This window comes from Streptomyces sp. NPDC059142 (genome assembly GCF_042755665.1).
GTDB lineage: Bacteria > Actinomycetota > Actinomycetes > Streptomycetales > Streptomycetaceae > Streptomyces.
This window is the reverse complement of record NZ_JBHZDA010000037.1, coordinates 41,352-60,661: the sequence shown is the minus strand read 5'-3', so window position 1 is coordinate 60,661 and position 19,310 is coordinate 41,352. Positions and strand designations below refer to the sequence as shown.

Sequence of the window (19,310 nt, the reverse complement as noted above, 5' to 3'; positions counted from 1 at the left end):
TCACACCCACACCCCCCAAACCCCAGTTTGATTAAGTTATGGTGGGCTCGTATTTTTTTAAAAGCCACCGCCCCAGAGACGAGCCCCGCCACCAACCCCCCCCAGGGGCCGGGGCTCCCCTCTGCCCTCTTCCAGCCCTCCCCCGGCCTTCCTCCGGCCTTCCGCCGGCCCTTTCGGGCCGTCCCTCCGGGCTCTGCCCCTCCCCGCTAGCGGACCGGTGCGGAGGCGCGGGTCAGTCTGGCCCCCAGCTCGCGCAGGTACTCCGTGAGTTCCGCCGGGGCATGCGCGGTGAACTCGCAGTCGACCAGCGCCAGCCGCAGCGCGACCCACTCCAGCGAGTCGGTCACGGTCATGCGCAGCCGGCAGGAGAGCGGCCCGGTGGGCACGGGCGCGGGCAGATAGGGCGGCAGCCGGGCCGTCACGAACTCCGCGGGCGCCCGGAAGGTGACGTCCACACGCAGCTCGGGCTGCAACCGTGACATGGACCGGGCCAGGAACTGGGCGGCGTCCGCGTTCCCCGAGGGCAGCTCGCGCGGGGTGAACCTGGCGCCGGTCGGAAAGGGCTCGCTCACCCGGTCGACCCGGAACGTACGCCAGTCGTCGCGCCCCAGGTCGTACGCCACCAGATACCAGCGGCTGCCGGTCGAGACGAGCCGGTACGGCTCGACCTGCCGCTTCGTCTCCGTACCGTCCCCGGAGCGGTAGCAGAAGCGCAGCCGCTCCGTGCCCGTGACGGCCCCGGCCATGACCGTGAGGGTCTGCGGATCGATGGTCGCGCCGTCCCCGCGGGTGAGCGGCATCGTCGCCGCCTGAAGGGTGGAGACGCGGTGCCTGAGCCGGGACGGCAGCACCTGCTCCAGCTTGGCCAGGGCGCGTACGGACGCCTCGTCGAGGCCCTCCACGGCGTGGCCCGCCCCGGCCCGCAGGCCGACCGCGATGGCCACGGCCTCCTCGTCCTCCAGGAGCAGCGGGGGCATGGCCGTACCGGCGACCAGCCGGTAGCCCCCGACGGCCCCCATGGTGGCCTCCACGGGGTAGCCGAGGGCGCGCAGCCGGTCGATGTCGCGGCGGATGGTGCGCGCGCTGACGTCGAGCCGCTGGGCCAGCTCACTGCCCGGCCACTCGCGCGGGGTCTGGAGGAGGGAGAGCAGCCTCAGGAGCCGTGCCGGGGTGTCGGTCATACGTCCATGGTGCGCGCCGTCTAGGACACATACGGACCTAGATGCTCCCTAGCTTGTGCCCCATGAGTTCACCCATCACCTCGCCGACACCCGTCCCGGCGGTCCCTCCGGCGGTCCCTCCGACGGCCCCGTCGGAGGCAACGCCCGGCCCCGCCTCCTCCGCAGTCTCCGGCGCCACCGGACCGTCCCCAGCCGTCCCGGAGGCCGGACCTGCCATGGGCGGGGGTGGCGACCGACGCCGCTGGCTGGCGCTGGCCGTGGTCATGACGGCCGCCTTCATGGACCTCGTGGATGTCACCATCGTCAACATCGCGATCCCGAGCATCGAACGGGATCTCGGCGCCACCTTCGGAGCGATCCAGTGGATCACCGCCGGATACGCGCTCGCGTTCGCGGCCGGACTGATCACCGGTGGCCGTCTCGGTGACATATACGGCCGCAAGCGGCTCTTCCTGATCGGTATCAGCGGCTTCACGGTCGCCTCCGCGCTCTGCGGCTTCGCCGCCGGCCCCGGGATGCTCGTCGGTTCGCGGCTGCTCCAGGGTGCGATGGCCGCGATGATGGTGCCCCAGGTGCTGTCGATCATCCATGTCACCTTCCCCGCCCACGAACGCGGCAAGGTCTTCGGGCTGTTCGGCGCGATCGTCGGCCTCGGCTCCGTCTCGGGCCCGCTGCTCGGCGCGCTGCTCACCCAGTGGAACCTCTTCGGCCTCGAATGGCGCCCCATCTTCCTCATCAACCTGCCGGTCGGCGTGGCGGGGGTGCTGCTCGGCCGCAAGTTCATCGTCGAGTCCAGGGCGCCCAAGGCGCTCCGCCTGGACCTGGTGGGCGTGGTCCTGGTGACGGGCGCCCTGCTGATGCTGATCTACCCCCTCACCCGGGGGCGCGAACTGGACTGGCCGCTGTGGGGCCACGTCTGCATGGTCGGCAGCCTCGGTGTCCTGGCCGCGCTGGTGGCGTACGAGCGGTGGAAGGCGCGCAAGGACGGCTCACCGCTGATCGAGCTGTCGCTGTTCCGGGTCAGGAGCTTCGCCGCGGGCGTCGCCGTCCAGCTCGCCTTCGGTGTGGCCCTGGGCATCTTCTTCCTGGTCTGGACGCTGTACATGCAGATCGGCCTCGGCTGGACCCCGCTGCGCGCGGGCCTCACGGGTGTGCCGTTCTCGCTCGCCGTATCGGTCGCGGCCGGCCTCTCCGTGCAGAAGCTGGTCCCGCGCTTCGGCCGCGCCGTGCTCCAGGCGGGAGCGCTGACCATGATCAGCGGGCTGCTGCTCTACATCGGCGTGGCCGGACGGTACGGCCTGGAGGTCACCTCCTGGCAGATGGCGCCGCCCCTGCTGGTCATGGGTGCGGGGATGGGGCTGATCGTGGCCCCGCTGACGGACGCGGTGCTCTCGGGCGTCCCGCGCGCACACTCGGGCTCGGCGTCGGGCCTGATCAGCACCACACAGCAGATGGGCAGCGCCCTGGGGCTCGGACTGGTCTCGGTGGTCTTCTTCGGTGTGGTCGACTCCCGGCCGGCCGACGCGACGCGCGAGGCGTTCGCCGACGGCTTCCAGCACGCCCTGTGGTGGGTGGTGGCGGTGCTCGCGGTCATCTTCCTCATGATGTTCGCGCTCCCGTCGAAGCGCGGGGCCGACAAGGGATGACCGATCGTGTCCGTAGTTCGCCCGAATCTGTTTACTTTCCAGAAATGTGAGCGTAGCGTGTCGCCGAAACCACAGGTTCGGGCACGGAACGGACGTAAACCCACATGTACGCACCGGAGCGTCAGCAGGAGATCCTGCGGCTGGCCCGTGAGGGCGGACGTGTCGATGTGCTGTCGCTCGCCGAGCAGTTCCAGGTCACCGCGGAGACCGTACGGCGCGACCTGAAGGCCCTCGACCGGGCCGGCCTCGTCCGCCGCGTGCACGGCGGGGCCATACCGGCGGGCCGGATGGACTTCGAGCCCGACCTGGCCGAGCGCGAGTCCACGGCCGCCGACGAGAAGGACCGCATCGCGCACGCTGCGCTCGCGGAGCTGCCGCAGGACGGCAGCGTGATCCTGGACGCCGGATCGACCGTCGCGCGGCTCGTGGCGGAACTGCCGCTGGAGTGCGGGCTCACCGTCGTGACCCACTCCCTCCCGGTCGCGGCCCGTCTCGCCGACCACCCGGGGATCGATCTCCACCTGGTCGGCGGGCGGGTCCGCAACCGTACGCGGGCCGCCGTCGACGCCTGGGCACTGCGCGCCTACGGGGAGATCCGCGCCGATGTCGTCTTCCTCGGCACGAACGGTTTCTCCCCCGAAGGCGGGCTCACCACCCCCGACCTCGCCGAAGCCGCCGTGAAGCGCGCTCTCGTCGGCGCGGCCCGGCGCGTGGTGCTGCTCGCCGACTCGGCGAAGCACGGCCAGGAGCACTTCGCGCGCTTCGGCACGCTCGCCGATGTCGATCTGCTCATCACCGACAGCGGGCTCAGCCCTTCGGAGGTCGCGGCCATCGAGGCCGAGGGCACCGAAGTGCTGTGTGTTTAGGAGCGCCGCATGATTCTCACCGTCACCCCCAACCCGAGCCTGGACCGTACGTACGAGGTCCCGGCCCTCGACCGCGGCGAGGTACTGCGGGCCACGGCCGAACGCATGGACCCGGGCGGCAAGGGCGTCAACGTCTCGCGCGCCGTCGCCGCCGCCGGCCGCCCTACGGTCGCGGTGCTGCCCCTCGGAGGCGCCCCGGGCGCGCTGGTCGCCGAGCTGCTGGCCGGGCAGGGGATCGCGGTCGCTCCGGTGCCGGTCGCGGGAGCGACCCGGTCCAACATCGCGCTCGCCGAGCCCGACGGAACGCTGACCAAGATCAACGCACCGGGCCCCGAGCTGACCGCGGCCGAGTCGGAGTCGCTGCTCGACGTGGTGCGCACCCAGATCCGCGCCCACTCCGGCTCCTCGGCCTGGATCGCCTGCTGCGGCAGCCTTCCGCGCGGACTGGCCCCCGAGTGGTACGCGGAACTGGTCGCCGGCGCCCACCGCGCCGGGGCGCGGATCGCCCTCGACACCTCGGGCCCCTCGCTGCTGGCCGCGCTGCGCGAGCGGCCGGACGTCGTCAAGCCGAACGCCGAAGAGCTGGCCCAGGCCGTCGGCCGCCCCCTCACGACCGTCGGCGACGCCGTCAAGGCGGCGGAGGAGCTGCGTACGTACGGCGCCGCCGCGGTCCTCGCCAGCCTCGGCGCGGACGGCCAGCTCCTGGTCGCGGAGGCGGGAACGTACTTCGGCTCCGCCACGGTCGCCACGGTCCGCAGTAACGTCGGTGCGGGCGACGCCTCGCTCGCCGGGTTCCTGGCGGCGGGCGGCGAGGGCCCGGAGGCGCTCGCGTCCGCCGTCGCCCACGGCGCCGCGGCGGTGCAACTCCCGGGCAGCGTGATGCCGGCACCCGGCGACCTGGACCCGTCGGCGGTCACCGTGACCGCCGACATCCCCCTGGACCGCTTGCTCAGGGAGCCCGCCTCATGAACCGCTCGACCTTCTCCTCCGTCCCCCTTCCCCATTCCCTTCCGGAACTGACCCGCGCGATAAGCGAGCAAAGGAGCCCGCGATGAGCGACATGATCACCGCGGACCTGGTCGACCTCGACCTGGCCGCCGATACCAAGGAAGCAGCGGCCCGCTCGCTGGCCGAACGGATGGTGACCCTGGGCCGGGTCACCGACCTGGACGGCTTCCTGGCCGACGTGGCCGCCCGCGAGGCGCAGATGCCGACCGGGCTCGACGGCGGTATCGGCATCCCGCACTGCCGCAGCGAACACGTCGGCGAGCCCACGCTCGCCTTCGGCCGCTCGGCGCGCGGCATCGACTTCGGCGCCCCCGACGGACCCGCCGACCTGATCTTCCTCATCGCGGCCCCCGCCGGCGCCGACGACGCGCACCTGACCATCCTCTCGGCCCTGGCCCGCCGCCTGATGAACGAGGAGTTCACCACGGCGCTCCGCTCGGCCACGGACGCCTCGGCGGCTGCCGCCCTGATCCGCGGCGAGGAGCCCCCGGCGGAGGAGCCGACGACGGCCGAAGCCCCGGCGAAGGCCCCAGGGCCGGAGGCAACGGAACCGAAGGCGACCGGACCGAAGGCGACCGGATCGAAGGCAACGGAACCGGAAGCTCCGGAACCGGAGGCTCCGGCTGCCGGTGCCGCCGAGGACCAGGTGTTCCGGATCGTCGCCGTCACCTCCTGCCCCACCGGCATCGCGCACACCTACATGGCCGCCGAGGCCCTGGAACAGGCCGGACAGCAGGCCGGCGGCGTCGAACTCGTCGTCGAACCGCAGGGCTCCTCCGGCTTCAACCGGATCGACCCGGCCGTCATCGCCGCCGCCGACGGCGTGATCTTCGCGCACGACGTGCCCGTACGGGAGAAGGAACGCTTCGCCGGGAAGCCGACGGTCGACGTCGGCGTCAAGGCAGGCATCAACCGCCCCGCCGAACTGATCGCCGAGGTGCGCGGCAAGGCCGCCCGCGGCGAGATCACCGGCGCCGCGGGCACCGCCGGCTCACCCGTGGACGACGCGGGGGAGCCCGGTGAGGGCTACGGCACCAAGCTGCGCAAGTGGCTGATGTCCGGCGTCAGCTACATGGTCCCGTTCGTCGCGGCGGGCGGCCTCCTGATCGCCCTCGGCTTCGCCATCGGCGGCTACACCGTCGACAAGGCTCCTTCCGTCGCCGAGCACTTCGTCTGGACGGAGAGCATGAGCTGGGCCGCTCTGCTCTTCCAGATCGGCGGCCTGGCCTTCGGCTTCCTGGTGCCCGTCCTCGCGGGCTACATCGCGTACGGGATGGCCGACCGCCCCGGTCTGGTCCCCGGCTTCGTGGGCGGCTCCATCGCCCTCACCATCAACGCGGGCTTCCTCGGCGGTCTCGCCGCCGGTCTGATCGCCGGTGGCGTGGTGATGGCCATCCAACGGGTCAACGTGCCCGCCGCGCTGCGCGGCATCATGCCGGTCGTCGTGATTCCACTGGTCGCCTCCGCTGTCGTCGGGTTCCTGATGTTCCTGGTGGTCGGCAAACCGATCGCCTCGCTCCAGGAGGCCCTGTCCGACTGGCTGTCCGGCCTCTCCGGGGCCAACGCCGTCATCCTGGGCGTCATCCTCGGCCTGATGATGTGCTTCGACCTCGGCGGCCCGCTGAACAAGGTCGCCTACGCCTTCGCCGTCGGCGGTCTCGCCAACCCCAACGAGGGCAGCCTGAAGGTCATGGCCGCCGTGATGGCCGCGGGCATGGTCCCGCCGCTGGCCATGGCGCTCGCCACGACCGTACGCGGCAAGCTGTTCACCCGTACCGAACGCGAGAACGGCAAGGCCGCCTGGGTGCTCGGCGCCTCCTTCATCACCGAGGGCGCGATCCCGTTCGCCGCGGCCGACCCGCTGCGGGTGATCCCGTCCGCGATGGCGGGCGGCGCGGTGACCGGTGCGCTCTCGATGCTCTTCGAGTGCACGCTGCGGGCTCCGCACGGCGGCATCTTCGTGATCCCGCTGATCGGCAATCCGTTCCTCTACCTGATCGCGATCGCGGCGGGCACGGCCGTCACCACCGGACTGGTCGTCCTGCTCAAGGGCGCCCGCAGGACCGGCGCCCCGGACCAGTCCACCCAGGCCGGAACGGTCGGAGCCGACGCGTCCGGAGCGGAGGCCAAGGTGCCGGCGAGCGTCTGACCCCCTCCCGCCGCCCCACCCCCGCTGTGCCCTTCCCGGAGGTCGTACGGTCCGTCCCACCACTGGCGGGCCGTACGACCTTCCTCCCGGCCCGGTCTCAGGCCTGGCCGGCTCTCACAGGACCCGCGCGCGAAGCTCCATGGCTTCGCGCGCTGTCTGTTCGGCCCCGTACACCTCACACATGTGCCGTCCGTCCGGCGTCGCCGTGTGCTCCACCTCCCACAGACTCGTCTCGGTGCCGTCGATCAGCAGGAACGCGTGCTCGTAGAGCATGAACCCCGCGTCCTTGCCCTCGACCTGGCACTGCCGTCCGAAGACCTGCGTGATGTGATGCGCGAACGCCGTCTTCAGCAGCTGCTTGGTCTCCTCACCCGGGCAGTCCGCGTTCTCCGCACGGCGCAGCACCCGGCGGGCGTGGTCCGGCGAGTTGTCGGGCGAGTACTGCCGGTGCCGCGGCGTGGGCGCGGGAGCGGGCAGCGCGCGCAGACCGCGGAGCAACGCGAGGTGCGCGTCGATCTCGGCCGTACGCTCCGACTCCAGCTCGGCGAGCAGATCGGTCGCGAGATCGTCCATGGCCGTCTCGCGATATCGGGGATCCTCCTCCAGGAGATCGTCGTCCAGGCATCCTCGTTCTTCCCGGTACGCCTCGCCGTCGCGCTGGTCCGGACCGGCCGACGAGAGCCGCGGCGCCTCCGGGCTGCCCGGCCGGCACAGCCGCGCCGCGGCGAGCTGGGCCTCGGATTCGTCCCCGTACAGCTCGTGCAGCCGCGCGCCGTCCCGGCCGGTGTTGTGCACCAGCTCCCAAAGGCTGAACGCGCTGCCGTCATCGAGCAGATAGGTGTGCCGATACGTCTCGCGGTGCAGCCCCGCACTGTGGTGCGCGGAACACAGCGAGCTGGCGTGCGCCAGCGCACGGTCGAGTCGATCGACCAGTGCGTCAGGCAGGTCGAAGGAGTTGAGTGCCCGACCCAGGAGTCGCTCGAGGTGCGTCTCGGTTGTCTCGTAGGGATCGTTCAAGATGGGTCTCCAGGCCGTCGCCACATGTCACTTGGTGATTGCATAACGTAGTGCCTAGGGCTGACATCGCGTCTTAAGTTTGGGAAAACGAAGGGGGCGTACGTGAAGTTCCCGCGCGCCCCTTGCCAACTCGCGGGACACGCCCCTCAGTCGAGCTTGTACAACTCGCGGTACGACGGGAATGTTCCGCCAGGACCGTCGACACTCTCAGCCGCACACATGGCCGATACGATCGCCCTGGTCACCACATCGGCGCCCGCCGCCAGTATCGCGTTGATGGCGAGCAAATCCCCCTCGGCCAACGGCTGAACACCTGTCGACAGCGCGAAAACAGTGTCCCCGTCGTTGAGCAGATGCACCGGACGGACGGCGCGCGCGATGCCATCGTGCGCCGTCCCCGCGAGCTTCTGCGCCTGGGCACGGGACAGTTCGGCGTCGGTGGCGACGATCGCCAGGGTGGTGTTGAGCGGAGCGGGGCCGTTCCGCTCGCTCAACTCGGCCAGTCTCCTTTGCGCCGCCTGATGTACTTCAGTCGTCGGGTACTCCGTACGACCGCTGAAGTAACGCCCGTACAGCACGCCGGTCAGCGGATCGACCACGGAGCCCGCCGCGTTGGCCACGACCAGCGCGGCGACGGTGATTCCGGAGTCCAGCACCGTACTCGCCGTCCCCACACCGCCCTTGAGCTGTCCGGCGAGGGCGCCGACCCCCGCGCCCACACAGCCCTCCGCGACCGGCGCACCGCTCTTGGACGCCCCCGCCGCCTCCACCGCCGCCCGCCCCGTCGCCGCGTCGGGCCGGATCCGCCAGTCGCCGCCGCGTCCGAGGTCGAAGATGCCCGCCGCCGGGACGACGGGAACCACCTGACCCGGGTCGGCGCCGACCCGTATCCCCCGCCCGCGCTCCTCCAGCCACGCCATCACGCCGGATGCCGAGTCGAGCCCGTACGCGCTGCCGCCCGTCAGCACGACGGCCTCCGTGCGCTGGACGATATTGCGCGGGTCGAGGGCGTCGGTCTCCTTCGTGGCCGGCCCGCCGCCCCTGATGTCCACGGCGGTGACCACCCCGCCCTCCGGGGCGAGTACGACGGTGGTGCCGGTGAGCGCGCGATCACCGGGCACCTGGGCGTGCCCTACCCGGAGGCCCGCCACGTCGGTCAGTGCGTCATTCGATGCCATGAATCCCATGCGTACCACGTACCCCGGGCAGTGAGGAGGTGGACGCCGGAGAATCGGCGCCGGAGGGCGGGGAGGGGCGGCGAGAGCAGCAGGGGCCGAGGGGGGCCGCGCGCGCGGCTGCCGATCCCGGGCACGGGCGGCGGCTGTCGTCCGTCCACGTACATCCGGGCCCTGCGCACGCCCCCGTACCCTGGAGGCATGAGCACCGCCCCCACCCCCGAGCCGGTACCCGAGGAGCAGCCCGCGGAGCCCCGGCGGCCGTCCGGGCCGCCGCGTCCCCACGCGGCGCTGGTCTTCGACGACCCTCTGGACCAGCAGTCCTCGGACGACACCGACGACGGCTGGGGGGAGCGCCCCACCGGGAGCGGCGGCAGCGCCGCCGACCTCGCCCGGTTCCTCGACGAGAAGCCGCCCCACCACATCTGAGCCGAGCGCCCCGGACGGGGCGTTCCACCACGGTCCGCCGTTAAGGCGTGTTCCGCCCCAGGCCGTCCTGCCCGGATCCGCCGGGTCCGCCGGGTCCCGAGCCGCGCTGCGCCACGAGGGCGTCCCTGATCTCCTTGAGGACCTCCAGCTCGCTGACCTCCATGACCTCCTGGACCTCTTCCTTGGCGGCCTGCTGCCTGGCGCGCCGGGCGAGGTACTTGGCCATCGGCAGCACCATCAGGAAGTACACGACGGCTGCCGTGATGAGGAACGTGAGAACCGCGCTCAGCACCGTTCCCCACATGATCGGAATGCCTTTGGTGGCCTCGCCCGCGGCGTTCGTCTCGCACGGCGCCTTGAGGCACGAGCTGTACCTGTTCAGATCCTGCGTGCCGAACGCGCCGACCACCGGATTGATCACGCCCTTGACGACCGAGGTCACCACGTTGGTGAACGCCGCCCCGATAACCACCGCCACCGCGAGGTCGATCACGTTGCCGCGCATCAGGAAGGCCTTGAAGCCTTCGAGGACGCTCTCCTTCTCCTTGCTCACGAGTGAGCCTTTCTTCGCATGTGCTGTAGGGGTGACAATCTGCTTCGCAACCTACGGCAGCGCGTGCCCACGCTGTCCAATCCGCACACGCGACCAGGCGACGTGACAGCTCGCTTGTGCGAGTCCGGACCGTACGGCCCAGCTCCACCCCGGCCCGGAACAGACGCTCCGTGACCGCCCGCACCCGCGTCACGCAGCTCCGCACCACGCGACTCCACGCCCCGCGGATCAGCACAGCGTCACCGCCAGCCGGGAAGTGGCGCTCGCGCCGGCCAGCGCCGTGGCGGTGGCGCGCGACACGGACAGCACGATGAGTGCTCCGCCGTCCGCCGAGATCTCCGTGACCCTGGGGACATCGGCGACGCGGGCCCCGGAGGCCACCACTCGCGCCTCCGGCCCGCTCTCCCCGATCCCCGCCGTTCCCGGCGGCTGCGCCGCGGACGCGATCACATCGACGCGGTCTCCCCGGCGCAGCAGTCTGACCGTCGCCGCGTCGGCGATACGCACGGGCGCGGACACCATCCTCACCGGCCGTGGGAGCGCCCCGTGGCGCCGCAGGGGCGGTGCGGACGTGAGAGCGCCCGCGGCGGCCTCCGCACGGGTATCCGCGCCCGCGACCCCGCCGACCGCGCCGCCGGCCCCGGTGGCGGCCAGCGCGGCGGCCGTCACGGCCAGCCCTGCCGCTGTCGCCCGTCGCCGTTTCATCAGAGCCCGGTGCAACCTCCGCCGCGACCCGCCCACGCGCAGCGGGGCGAACGGCGGCACCTCGCGCGGCTCAGGCGCGGAACCGGAGGGGAGGAAAGGGGGAGATGCGCTGAATGGTGAAAGAGGGGGCGGGGGTGGCGCGGGAGCGCGGGAGGGCTCCTGAGCGAAGGAACGGGACACGGCGAACACCGCCTGACGTGAGAAGTTCTGTGACCGCTCCTCACGATGCCCCGCCCGGCGGGATTCCGCTGATGCCTGTGGATCAGTTCCTGATTGTGGATAACTCCCTCACCCGCAAGGGTGGTTCAGTACCTCGCCCGGCGAATTTCCCCGCCCCCGCGCATGGCCGGGGCGGGGGCGGGGAAATCCAAGATCAGGCAGGGCGAGATTCAAGGCACAGCGGGATCAGGGCAGTTGAATCCCGGTGTCCATCCCGTCCAGCGCGTGCGCGCACAGGCAGTCGCGCGATTCGTTCGACGGCAGTCCGGCCACGGCGTCGAAGAGCACGGTGCGCAGCCGGTCGACATTGGCGGCGAAGACCTTGAGGACCTCCTCGTGGGAGACCCCCTCGCCGGTCTCGGCCCCCGCGTCCAGATCCGTCACGAGCGTCATGGAGGTGTAGCAGAGACCCAGTTCACGAGCGAGTACGGCCTCGGGGTGACCGGTCATCCCGACGACCGACCAGCCCATCGCCGCGTGCCAGCGCGACTCCGCCCGGGTGGAGAAGCGCGGCCCCTCGATGACGACGAGCGTTCCGCCGTCCACCGGCTCCCAGTCGCGCCCGCGCGCAGCCGCCAGGGTGGTCCTGCGTCCTTCGGGGCAGTACGGATCGGCGAGCGAGACATGGACGACTTTGGAGGCGCTGCCGTCCGGCAGCGGCAGCCCGTCGTAGTACGTCTGGACCCGGGCCTTGGTCCGGTCCACCAGTTGATCGGGTACGAGCAGCGTGCCCGGGCCGAACTCCGGCCGCAGTCCGCCCACCGCGCACGGCCCCAGGACCTGCCTCACGCCGACGGAGCGCAGGGCCCACAGATTGGCGCGGTAGTTGATGCGGTGCGGAGGAAGGTCGTGCGAGCGCCCGTGCCGGGGCAGGAACGCGACTCTGCGGCCGGCGAGCTCGCCGAGGAAGAGGGAGTCACTGGGCGGCCCGTACGGGGTCTCCACCTGGACTTCGGTCACGTCCTCCAGGAAGGAGTAGAAGCCGGAGCCACCGATCACACCGATCTCTGCATTCGCCATCCGGTCACACTAGCCGGACCGGCTCGCCCGCACCCGGTACGGGCCTGCCGGGACCGCGGAGACGGGTCCGTACGCCGAAGGACCCCGACCGTACGGAACGGCGGGGCCCTGGCGGTGAAAGGAGAAGAATCAGGCGGCGGACGAGCCGCTGGAGCTGCTCGACGAGCCGGAGCTCGAAGAGCTGGATCCACCGGAGGAAGATCCGGAGCCAGAGGCGGAGGACGAGGCCGACGCCGCGGCCTTGGACTCCGAGGACGGCTTCGCGCTCGACGAGCCGGACCCTGAAGACCCCGAGGAGCCGGCCGACGCGGGCGCGCTGCTCGACGACGAGCCGCGGCTGTCGTTGCGGTAGAACCCGGAGCCCTTGAAGACGATGCCGACCGCGGAGAAGACCTTCTTCAGGCGTCCTTCGCAACTCGGGCACACCGTGAGGGCATCATCGGTGAACTTCTGCACCGCCTCGAGGCCCTCGCCACACTCGGTGCACTGGTACTGGTAGGTCGGCACTTGCTCCTCCTGGCACTCTCACTCAATGAGTGCTAACGACGCTCCATAGTGACGTATTCCGAGCGATCAGTCCACTGTCACCGGCGCGCGGTGACTCATCCCACGCGCGGCGACCCGTCCCGGGGCCTTCGGAGCGAGCCGCGAACGCAGTGCCACCAGGGTGGCCAGAGCCAGGGCCGTGCCCATGAGCGGCACCAGGAATCCGGCGCCCGCGCCATGGGCGTCGGCCAGTTGTCCGGCCGCCGTGACCGCTGCCGCCTGCCCGAGGGCGACCGCACCGGTCAGCCAGGTGAACGCCTCGGTGCGCGCCGAGGCGGGCACCAGAGATTCGACCAGGGTGTAGCTCGTGATCAGGGAGGGGGCGATGCAGAGGCCGACCAGCAGTCCGAGGCCGGCGAGCAGCGGTACCGAGTGCGCCGTCCAGAGCGCGGAGGCGGCAAGGGTCAGCGCCGCGTACCCGACCAGCAGTCTGCGCCGGGGCCCGATCTTCCAGGCCACGGCTCCGCAGACGATGCCGGCGAGCATGTTGCCCGCCGCGAAGATCCCGTAGAGAAGGCCGTTCACGCCGGGGTCGCCGATCTCCTCGGCGAACGCGGTGAGGGAGACCTGCATACCGCCGAAGACCGAACCGATTCCGAGGAGGGCCACAGCCAGTACGCGTACGCCGGGCACGGAGAGCGCGGAGACGCGCGGTCCGGCGGAGCCGCCCGCACCGCCGTGCCGGTCCGACCGGGGCTCCGTTGCGCGCTGGGCGGCGAAGAGCAGTCCGCCCACCAGCGTGAGCGTGGCCTCGGCGATCAGTCCGGCCGCCGGGTGGACCCCCGCGCAGAGTGCGGTCGCGAGCACAGGGCCGATGACAAAGGTGAATTCGTCCGTCACGGACTCGAAGGCGGCGGCCGTCGGCAGCAGGGACGAAGAGTCACGCCTGCCCGAACTCCGGCCGCCATCCGATCCCGGACCCGTGCCCGAGCCCGGACCCGATCCCGAACTCGGATCCGAGACCGGGCCGGGGGCCGAGGCCTGGTCGGAGGAGTCCAGCAGCGCCACCCAGCGCGAGCGGACCATGGGGCCCACCTGCGGGACGGAGGCGCCGGTCGGCAGTGCGGCGACGAACAGCGCCCAGAGCGGGGCGTCCATCAGCGTGAGCGTGACCAGGGCCGCCACCGACGCCGCGTGGATCATCACGCCCGGCACCAGGACGGCGCGCTGCCCGTACCGGTCCGCGAGCTTGCCGCTCTGCGGGGCGAAAAGCGCCATGGACACACCCGTGACCGCCGCGACAGCGCCGGCGGCACCGTACGAACCGGTGGTGTGCTGCACGAGGAGGACGATGCCGATCGTCAACATCGCGAAGGGCTGTCGTGCGGCGAAGCCGGGGATCAGGAAGGTCCAGGCACCAGGGGTGCGCAACAGCCGTCCGTAGCCCGGGCGGGGCGTGGCGCCCTCCGCCTCGGCAGCGCCGGAGTCGGTGTCGACCGTGTTGCGGGACACGGCCCATGCCTTTCTGCCGCCTGGTAGCGCGCCCCTGTAGGGCCTCCGTCGGTCACGGAGGCGGGCGCAGCCGAGAGCTGTCCTCTTGCGCGGAACTGCGGTAGATACCAGGGCCCACTGAGGGGGCAGCCACGGCCGCCATACGGTCGCGCCAGCACTGCGTCAGGCAGAGTTGGTCGATCAGTAGATGCAGATGTTCAGCTAGATACAGACGTCAAAACAGTTGATCACAAGCGCCTTTATCGTACAGGTACGTCCTGCCGTGCGCCTGAGAAAGCCTGATCACAGCGAGTGCCCGCCTGTGATTGCCCCCGCCGCCCCCGGACGCCCGCACCTCGGACGTCCGTACCCGCGCCCCACCCAGGGCGCCCCGCACCTCGCGGACCTCCACCTCACGAGCCCCGGTGACCTCGCGGGCCCTTCGACCTCACGAACCCCTGCGATCTCACGGGCCCCGGCGCGGCCGCCCCCGGCGCCCTGCCTCCCGGCCCCGAGGCCGTTTCACGGGAGCTTGCCGCCCGCGCCGGCTCCCGTGCCCACGCCGTTGCCCGTGCCCAGCCAGCCGGCCAGCTTTCCGCCCTGTCCGACCGCTCGCAGCCGGCGCTCCGCCGCGTCCCGTACCGGATCCGTCGCCACCACGAGCAGTTCGTCGCCGCGGCGCAGCACGGTGGCGGGGAGCGGTACGAAGCTCTTCTCGTCCCGGACGACCAGCGTCACCGCGGACCCCGGCGGCAGTCGCAGCTCCGCCACCTCCACGCCGTGCATCTTCGACCCCTCCGGGATCGCCACGGAGAGCAGATGGCCGCGCAGCCGTTCCAGCGGCGCCGACTCGATGCCCAGGTCGGAGGCGGCGGAGGAACGTCCGAGCCGCAGCGCCCTGGCCAGCCAGGGCAGCGTCGGCCCCTGCACCAGCGTGTACACGACGACCAGAATGAAGACGATGTTGAAGATCCGCAGACTGCCCTGCACCTGCGAGACCATCGGAATGGTCGCGAGGATGATGGGCACCGCGCCGCGCAGCCCCGCCCAGGACATGAGGGCCTGCTCCTGCCAGGGGACCCGGAAGGGCAGCAGGCTGATCAGGACGGACAGCGGCCGGGCCACCACGGTCAGGACCAGGCCGACGATCAGCGCGGGCAGGAAGTCGTCCCCCAGCTCGTGCGGCGTCACCAGCAGGCCGAGCAGGACGAACATGCCGATCTGCGCGATCCAGCCCAGCCCCTCCGCGAAGCCGCGGTTCGCCGGGGCGTGCGGCAGTTTGGAGTTTCCGAGGATCATGGAGGCGATGTAGACGGCGAGGAAGCCGCTGCCGTGCGCCGTGGCGCCGACCGCGTACGCCGACACCGCGATCGCCATCACGGCGATCGGGTAGAGCCCGGAGGCCGGCAGGGCCACGTGCTTCAGTCCGTAGGCGCCCGCCCAGCCGACCGCGAGTCCGATGACGGCGCCGATCGCCAGCTCCAGGACGATCTCGCCGACCAGGAGATACCAGTGCTCGACCGGCCCCGCGGCCGAGAGCGCGACCACCATGATCACCACGGGGGCGTCGTTGAACCCGGACTCGGCCTCCAGCGCCCCGGTCACCCGGGACGGCAGCGGTACCTTGCGCAGCACGGAGAAGACCGCCGCCGCGTCGGTCGAGGAGACGACGGCCCCGATGATCAGTGCCTGCCGCCAGTCCAGACCGATCAGGTAGTGCGCGGCGGACGCCGTGACGCCGACGCTCACCGCGACCCCCACCGTCGACAGGGCGGCGGCGAGGGGCAGCGCGGGTTTCACTTCTTTCCACTTGGTGCCCAGACCGCCCTCGGCCAGGATCACCACCAGTGCGGCATAGCCGATGACCTGCGTCAGCTCGACGTTGTCGAACTTCACATGGAAGAGGCCGTCCTGCCCTATGACGACACCGATCCCCAGGTACAGCAGCAGGCTGGGGAGTCCGCTCCGGGACGAGATCCGGACGGCGGCGACCGCGATCAGCAGCACGAGCGAGCTGATGAGCAGCAGTTCGTTGAGATGGTGGACAGACAGCGGCCGATCCTTCCCCTCGCGCACGCCGGATCGTTCCTCCGGGAGCCAGTACTTCGTTACCTTACCTAATCTTTAACGTTTTCTTGACGCTTTCGATCGCCAGTACGAGCGTTGATGTGATTTCCATCGCGGTCGAGGGGTGCGACAGACGTACGGTGCGGTACGACAAGGGCGAAGCGTGGTGAATTCGTCGAGGAATCCATGTGTCAGTCTCTGTGTGATCATTCTGTGATCGTCGGATCAGTCGCACTACATGACACCGCGTCGGGGGCGCCGAACCCCTGCGCCTATGGTTGCTCCAGCATTCCAGGACCACCCTGCCCCTCGAAGGACAGCGATGCCCGCCAACACAGCCCCCCCTTCCGTCAAAAAGAAGGGGCGACGCGCCCGTCTGATCGTGATCGTCCTGGTGCTGGCGCTTGTCGCGGGTGTCGGATACGGCGCGTTCTGGGGCGTCAGTACAGCCCGAGCCTCGTTCCCGCAGACCACCGGGACCGTCACGCTCAAGGGCCTCTCAGGAACCGTGGACGTCCGGCGCGACAGCTACGGCGTCCCCCAGATCTACGCCGACAGTGACGCCGACCTGTTCCGCGCGCAGGGATACGTCCAGGCGCAGGACCGCTTCTGGGAGATGGACGTACGGCGGCACATGACCGCCGGCCGGCTCTCCGAGATGTTCGGAAAGGGCCAGGTCAAGACCGACACCTTCCTGCGCACCCTGGACTGGCGCGGGGTCGCGCAGCGCGAGTACGACACCGAGCTGTCGGCGGAGACCAAGAAGAACCTCCAGGCGTACGCGGACGGCGTCAACGAGTACCTCAAGGGCCGCGACGGCAAGGACATCGCGGTCGAGTACGCGGCCCTGAGCTTCACCAACGACTACACGCCGGAGAAGTGGACCCCGGTCGACTCCGTGGCGTGGCTGAAGGCGATGGCCTGGGACCTGCGCGGCAACATGCAGGACGAGATCGACCGTTCGCTGCTGACCAGCCGCCTCAGCGAGCAGCAGATCAAGGACCTCTACCCGGAGTACCCGGCCGACCGGAACAAGCCCATCGTCAGCGAGGGCGGGATCGACCCGGTCACGGGCGCGTACGACCCCAAGGCCGAGCCCACCGACAGCGGAACCGGAACCGACGGCACCGGTACGGACGGCAGCGGTACGGGCACCGGATTCGGCAGCGACACGGGCACCGGCACCGGCTCGACCATCGACGGCACAGGCACAGGCACAGGCACAGGCGCAGGGGCCGCCACGGGCTCCAACGTCTCGCTGCGGTCCACCGGCGCGGCCGACGCCGCACAGGGCCTCGAAGCACAGCTCGGCGCCCTCTCCGGAACCCTGGACGACATCCCCGCCCTGCTCGGCCCGAACGGCAGCGGCATCGGCTCCAACTCCTGGGTCGTCTCCGGCCGTTACACGACCACGGGCAAGCCGCTCCTCGCCAACGACCCGCACCTCGCGCCGCAGCTCCCCTCGCTCTGGTACCAGATGGGGCTGCACTGCCGGAGCACCTCGCCGACCTGCAAGTACAACGTCGCCGGCTACACCTTCGCCGGAATGCCCGGAGTGATAATCGGCCACAACCAGGAGTTCTCCTGGGGCTTCACCAACCTCGGCGCCGACGTGACCGACCTCTACCTGGAGAAGGTCAGCGGCGACACGTACCAGTACGGCTCGCAGAAGAAGAAGTTCAAGACCCGTCAGGAGACCATCAAGGTCGCCGGTGGCGCGAGCAGGGAGATCACGGTCCGTTCGACCGACCACGGCCCCGTGGTCTCCGACCGCGACGGCGAGCTGGAGAAGGTCGGCGAGAAGGCCCCGGTCGGCGACGTCGCCCCGGACCGGGGCGGCGGCTACGCGGTCTCCCTCCAGTGGACGGCGCTCCAGCCCGGCAAGTCCATGGACGCCGTGTTCGAGCTGAACAGGGCCGAGGACTTCTCCGGCTTCCGCAAGGCCGCCGAGCACTTCGAGGTTCCCTCGCAGAACCTCATCTACGCCGACGCCAAGGGCAACATCGGCTACCAGGCGCCCGGTCGGATCCCGGTCCGCGCCGAGGGCGACGGCACGATGCCGGCGCCGGGCTGGGACCCGAAGTACAAGTGGAAGGGGTACATCCCCTTCGATGAGCTGCCGTACGAGTACAACCCCGAGCGCGGCTACATCGTCACCGCCAACCAGGCCGTCGTGGACGCGGAGAAGTACCCGAACCTGCTCACCGAGGACTGGGGCTACGGCGCGCGCAGCCAGCGGATCAACGACCTGATCGAGTCGAAGACCAAGGACGGCGGGAAGATCTCGACCGACGACATGCAGACCATGCAGATGGACAACAGCAGCGAGATCGCCAAGGTGCTGACGCCCTACCTGCTCAAGATCGATGTCTCGGACCCGTCCGTCCGTGAGGCGCAGAAGCTCCTCGAAGGCTGGGACTACACCCAGGAGCCCGACTCGGGCGCCGCCGCCTACTTCAACGCGGTCTGGCGCAACGTCCTCAAGCTGGCCTTCGGGAACAAGCTTCCCAAGGAAGTGCGCGTCAAGGGCGAGTGCCTCACCGTGCGTCCCGCCGACTCGACCGGCCCGGCGGACGGTCTCGACCAGCTCGTACGGGAGTGCGGCCAGCGCGACCCCGACCAGGCCCAGCCGGACGGCGGCGACCGCTGGTACGAGGTGGTGCGCGGCATCGTCAAGGACGAGGGCAACGAGTGGTGGAGCTCTCCGAAGAACCGCAGGGACGCCGCCACGACCACGCGTGACGAACTCCTGAACCGCGCTATGAAGGACGCGCGCTGGGAGTTGACGGCCAAGCTCGGCAAGGATGTCTCCAGTTGGAGCTGGGGCCGTCTGCACCAGCTCCAGTTGGAGAACCAGACCCTGGGCACCCAGGGGCCCGGTTTCCTCAAGGAGATACTCAACCGCGGCCCGTGGAACCTCGGCGGCGGCGAGGCGGCGGTCAATGCGACCGGCTGGAACGCGGCGGGCGGTTACGAGGTCGTCTGGGTGCCGTCGATGCGGATGGTCGTCAACGTCGGCGACTGGGACAAGTCCCGCTGGATCAACCTGACGGGCGCCTCGGGGCACGCCTACAACGCGCACTACACCGATCAGACGGACAAGTGGGCCAAGGGCGAGCTGCTGGACTGGTCCTTCACCCCCAACGCGGTGCAGAAGAGCACGAAGGACACGCTCACGCTGGAGCCGTAACGGGTCGGGCGCCGGGGGCGGGGCGAAGAGGGCCCCCCCCCGGGGGGCGCCGAGGCCCGGGCCGCCCCCACCCTGACCCCCCAGGTGCCCGTCCGGCACGCGTCGTAG

The 19,310-nt window shown here is 70.8% G+C and carries 15 protein-coding genes; 6 read left to right on the top strand and 9 right to left on the bottom strand.

Translation table 11 applies throughout. The features are described 5' to 3' along the window. Positions 1 to 206 precede the first annotated feature (206 nt). Positions 207 to 1,181, bottom strand: a complete 975-nt coding sequence (locus ACFXPK_RS16265; protein ID WP_384992893.1) for a helix-turn-helix transcriptional regulator — start codon at positions 1,179 to 1,181, stop codon at positions 207 to 209. 215 nt (positions 1,182 to 1,396) lie between these two features. Here ACFXPK_RS16265 and ACFXPK_RS16260 point away from each other — a divergent pair, with 215 nt between their 5' ends. From ACFXPK_RS16260 to ACFXPK_RS16245, 4 genes are all read left to right on the top strand, one after another. Next, positions 1,397 to 2,827, top strand: coding sequence for an MFS transporter (locus tag ACFXPK_RS16260; RefSeq protein WP_385075785.1), 1,431 nt, complete (start codon positions 1,397 to 1,399; stop codon positions 2,825 to 2,827). A 104-nt stretch (positions 2,828 to 2,931) separates the two neighbouring features. After that, positions 2,932 to 3,693 (top strand): DeoR/GlpR family DNA-binding transcription regulator, encoded by a 762-nt coding sequence (locus ACFXPK_RS16255; RefSeq protein WP_384992898.1) that lies wholly within the window; start codon positions 2,932 to 2,934, stop codon positions 3,691 to 3,693. A gap of 9 nt (positions 3,694 to 3,702) precedes the next feature. Then, positions 3,703 to 4,662, top strand: a complete 960-nt coding sequence (gene pfkB, locus ACFXPK_RS16250; RefSeq protein ID WP_384992900.1) for a 1-phosphofructokinase — start codon at positions 3,703 to 3,705, stop codon at positions 4,660 to 4,662. 82 nt (positions 4,663 to 4,744) lie between these two features. After that, positions 4,745 to 6,850: a fructose-specific PTS transporter subunit EIIC gene (locus tag ACFXPK_RS16245; RefSeq protein ID WP_385075770.1), complete on the top strand. Its 2,106-nt coding sequence runs from the start codon at positions 4,745 to 4,747 to the stop codon at positions 6,848 to 6,850. A gap of 114 nt (positions 6,851 to 6,964) precedes the next feature. Here the strand turns inward: ACFXPK_RS16245 and ACFXPK_RS16240 are convergent, their stop codons facing one another. Together ACFXPK_RS16240 and ACFXPK_RS16235 are read right to left on the bottom strand one after the other, a co-directional pair. Continuing rightward, positions 6,965 to 7,822, bottom strand: a complete 858-nt coding sequence (locus tag ACFXPK_RS16240) for a DUF6227 family protein (protein ID WP_385075782.1) — start codon at positions 7,820 to 7,822, stop codon at positions 6,965 to 6,967. A gap of 191 nt (positions 7,823 to 8,013) precedes the next feature. After that, on the bottom strand, positions 8,014 to 9,045 hold the full coding sequence (locus ACFXPK_RS16235) for a P1 family peptidase (protein ID WP_385075767.1): 1,032 nt from the start codon (positions 9,043 to 9,045) through the stop codon (positions 8,014 to 8,016). Between the two features lie 198 nt (positions 9,046 to 9,243). Here ACFXPK_RS16235 and ACFXPK_RS16230 point away from each other — a divergent pair, with 198 nt between their 5' ends. Then, the gene (locus ACFXPK_RS16230) at positions 9,244 to 9,471 is read left to right on the top strand and encodes a hypothetical protein (RefSeq protein ID WP_384992910.1); all 228 of its coding nucleotides are present in this window, start codon (positions 9,244 to 9,246) and stop codon (positions 9,469 to 9,471) included. A gap of 40 nt (positions 9,472 to 9,511) precedes the next feature. Here ACFXPK_RS16230 and mscL read toward each other — a convergent pair whose 3' ends face one another. The 6 genes from mscL to ACFXPK_RS16200 form a co-directional block, all read right to left on the bottom strand. Continuing rightward, complete coding sequence (mscL, locus tag ACFXPK_RS16225; RefSeq protein ID WP_385075764.1) at positions 9,512 to 10,024, bottom strand: large conductance mechanosensitive channel protein MscL; 513 nt, start codon at positions 10,022 to 10,024, stop codon at positions 9,512 to 9,514. 228 nt (positions 10,025 to 10,252) lie between these two features. Next, the gene (locus ACFXPK_RS16220; RefSeq protein WP_385075761.1) at positions 10,253 to 10,729 is read right to left on the bottom strand and encodes a hypothetical protein; all 477 of its coding nucleotides are present in this window, start codon (positions 10,727 to 10,729) and stop codon (positions 10,253 to 10,255) included. 405 nt (positions 10,730 to 11,134) lie between these two features. After that, complete coding sequence (locus ACFXPK_RS16215; protein ID WP_385075758.1) at positions 11,135 to 11,968, bottom strand: S-methyl-5'-thioadenosine phosphorylase; 834 nt, start codon at positions 11,966 to 11,968, stop codon at positions 11,135 to 11,137. 129 nt (positions 11,969 to 12,097) lie between these two features. Continuing rightward, positions 12,098 to 12,475: an FmdB family zinc ribbon protein gene (locus tag ACFXPK_RS16210; protein ID WP_384992919.1), complete on the bottom strand. Its 378-nt coding sequence runs from the start codon at positions 12,473 to 12,475 to the stop codon at positions 12,098 to 12,100. Between the two features lie 66 nt (positions 12,476 to 12,541). Next, on the bottom strand, positions 12,542 to 13,966 hold the full coding sequence (locus tag ACFXPK_RS16205; protein ID WP_385075755.1) for an MFS transporter: 1,425 nt from the start codon (positions 13,964 to 13,966) through the stop codon (positions 12,542 to 12,544). A gap of 501 nt (positions 13,967 to 14,467) precedes the next feature. Next, positions 14,468 to 16,021 carry a potassium/proton antiporter gene (locus tag ACFXPK_RS16200; RefSeq protein ID WP_384992924.1) on the bottom strand — a complete coding sequence of 518 codons (1,554 nt, stop codon included), beginning with the start codon at positions 16,019 to 16,021 and terminating at the stop codon, positions 14,468 to 14,470. A 313-nt stretch (positions 16,022 to 16,334) separates the two neighbouring features. Here ACFXPK_RS16200 and ACFXPK_RS16195 point away from each other — a divergent pair, with 313 nt between their 5' ends. Beyond that, the gene (locus ACFXPK_RS16195) at positions 16,335 to 19,202 is read left to right on the top strand and encodes a penicillin acylase family protein (protein WP_385075752.1); all 2,868 of its coding nucleotides are present in this window, start codon (positions 16,335 to 16,337) and stop codon (positions 19,200 to 19,202) included. Positions 19,203 to 19,310 lie beyond the last annotated feature (108 nt).

Coding starts and splice junctions, on each gene's coding strand:
- ACFXPK_RS16245 (WP_385075770.1), top strand. CDS start 4,745: ATGAGCGACATGATCACCGCGGACCTGGTCGACCTCGACCTGGCCGCC.
- ACFXPK_RS16215 (WP_385075758.1), bottom strand. CDS start 11,968: ATGGCGAATGCAGAGATCGGTGTGATCGGTGGCTCCGGCTTCTACTCC.
- ACFXPK_RS16255 (WP_384992898.1), top strand. CDS start 2,932: ATGTACGCACCGGAGCGTCAGCAGGAGATCCTGCGGCTGGCCCGTGAG.
- ACFXPK_RS16195 (WP_385075752.1), top strand. CDS start 16,335: ATGCCCGCCAACACAGCCCCCCCTTCCGTCAAAAAGAAGGGGCGACGC.
- ACFXPK_RS16265 (WP_384992893.1), bottom strand. CDS start 1,181: ATGACCGACACCCCGGCACGGCTCCTGAGGCTGCTCTCCCTCCTCCAG.
- ACFXPK_RS16220 (WP_385075761.1), bottom strand. CDS start 10,729: ATGAAACGGCGACGGGCGACAGCGGCAGGGCTGGCCGTGACGGCCGCC.
- ACFXPK_RS16235 (WP_385075767.1), bottom strand. CDS start 9,045: ATGGCATCGAATGACGCACTGACCGACGTGGCGGGCCTCCGGGTAGGG.
- ACFXPK_RS16260 (WP_385075785.1), top strand. CDS start 1,397: ATGGGCGGGGGTGGCGACCGACGCCGCTGGCTGGCGCTGGCCGTGGTC.
- ACFXPK_RS16230 (WP_384992910.1), top strand. CDS start 9,244: ATGAGCACCGCCCCCACCCCCGAGCCGGTACCCGAGGAGCAGCCCGCG.
- pfkB (WP_384992900.1), top strand. CDS start 3,703: ATGATTCTCACCGTCACCCCCAACCCGAGCCTGGACCGTACGTACGAG.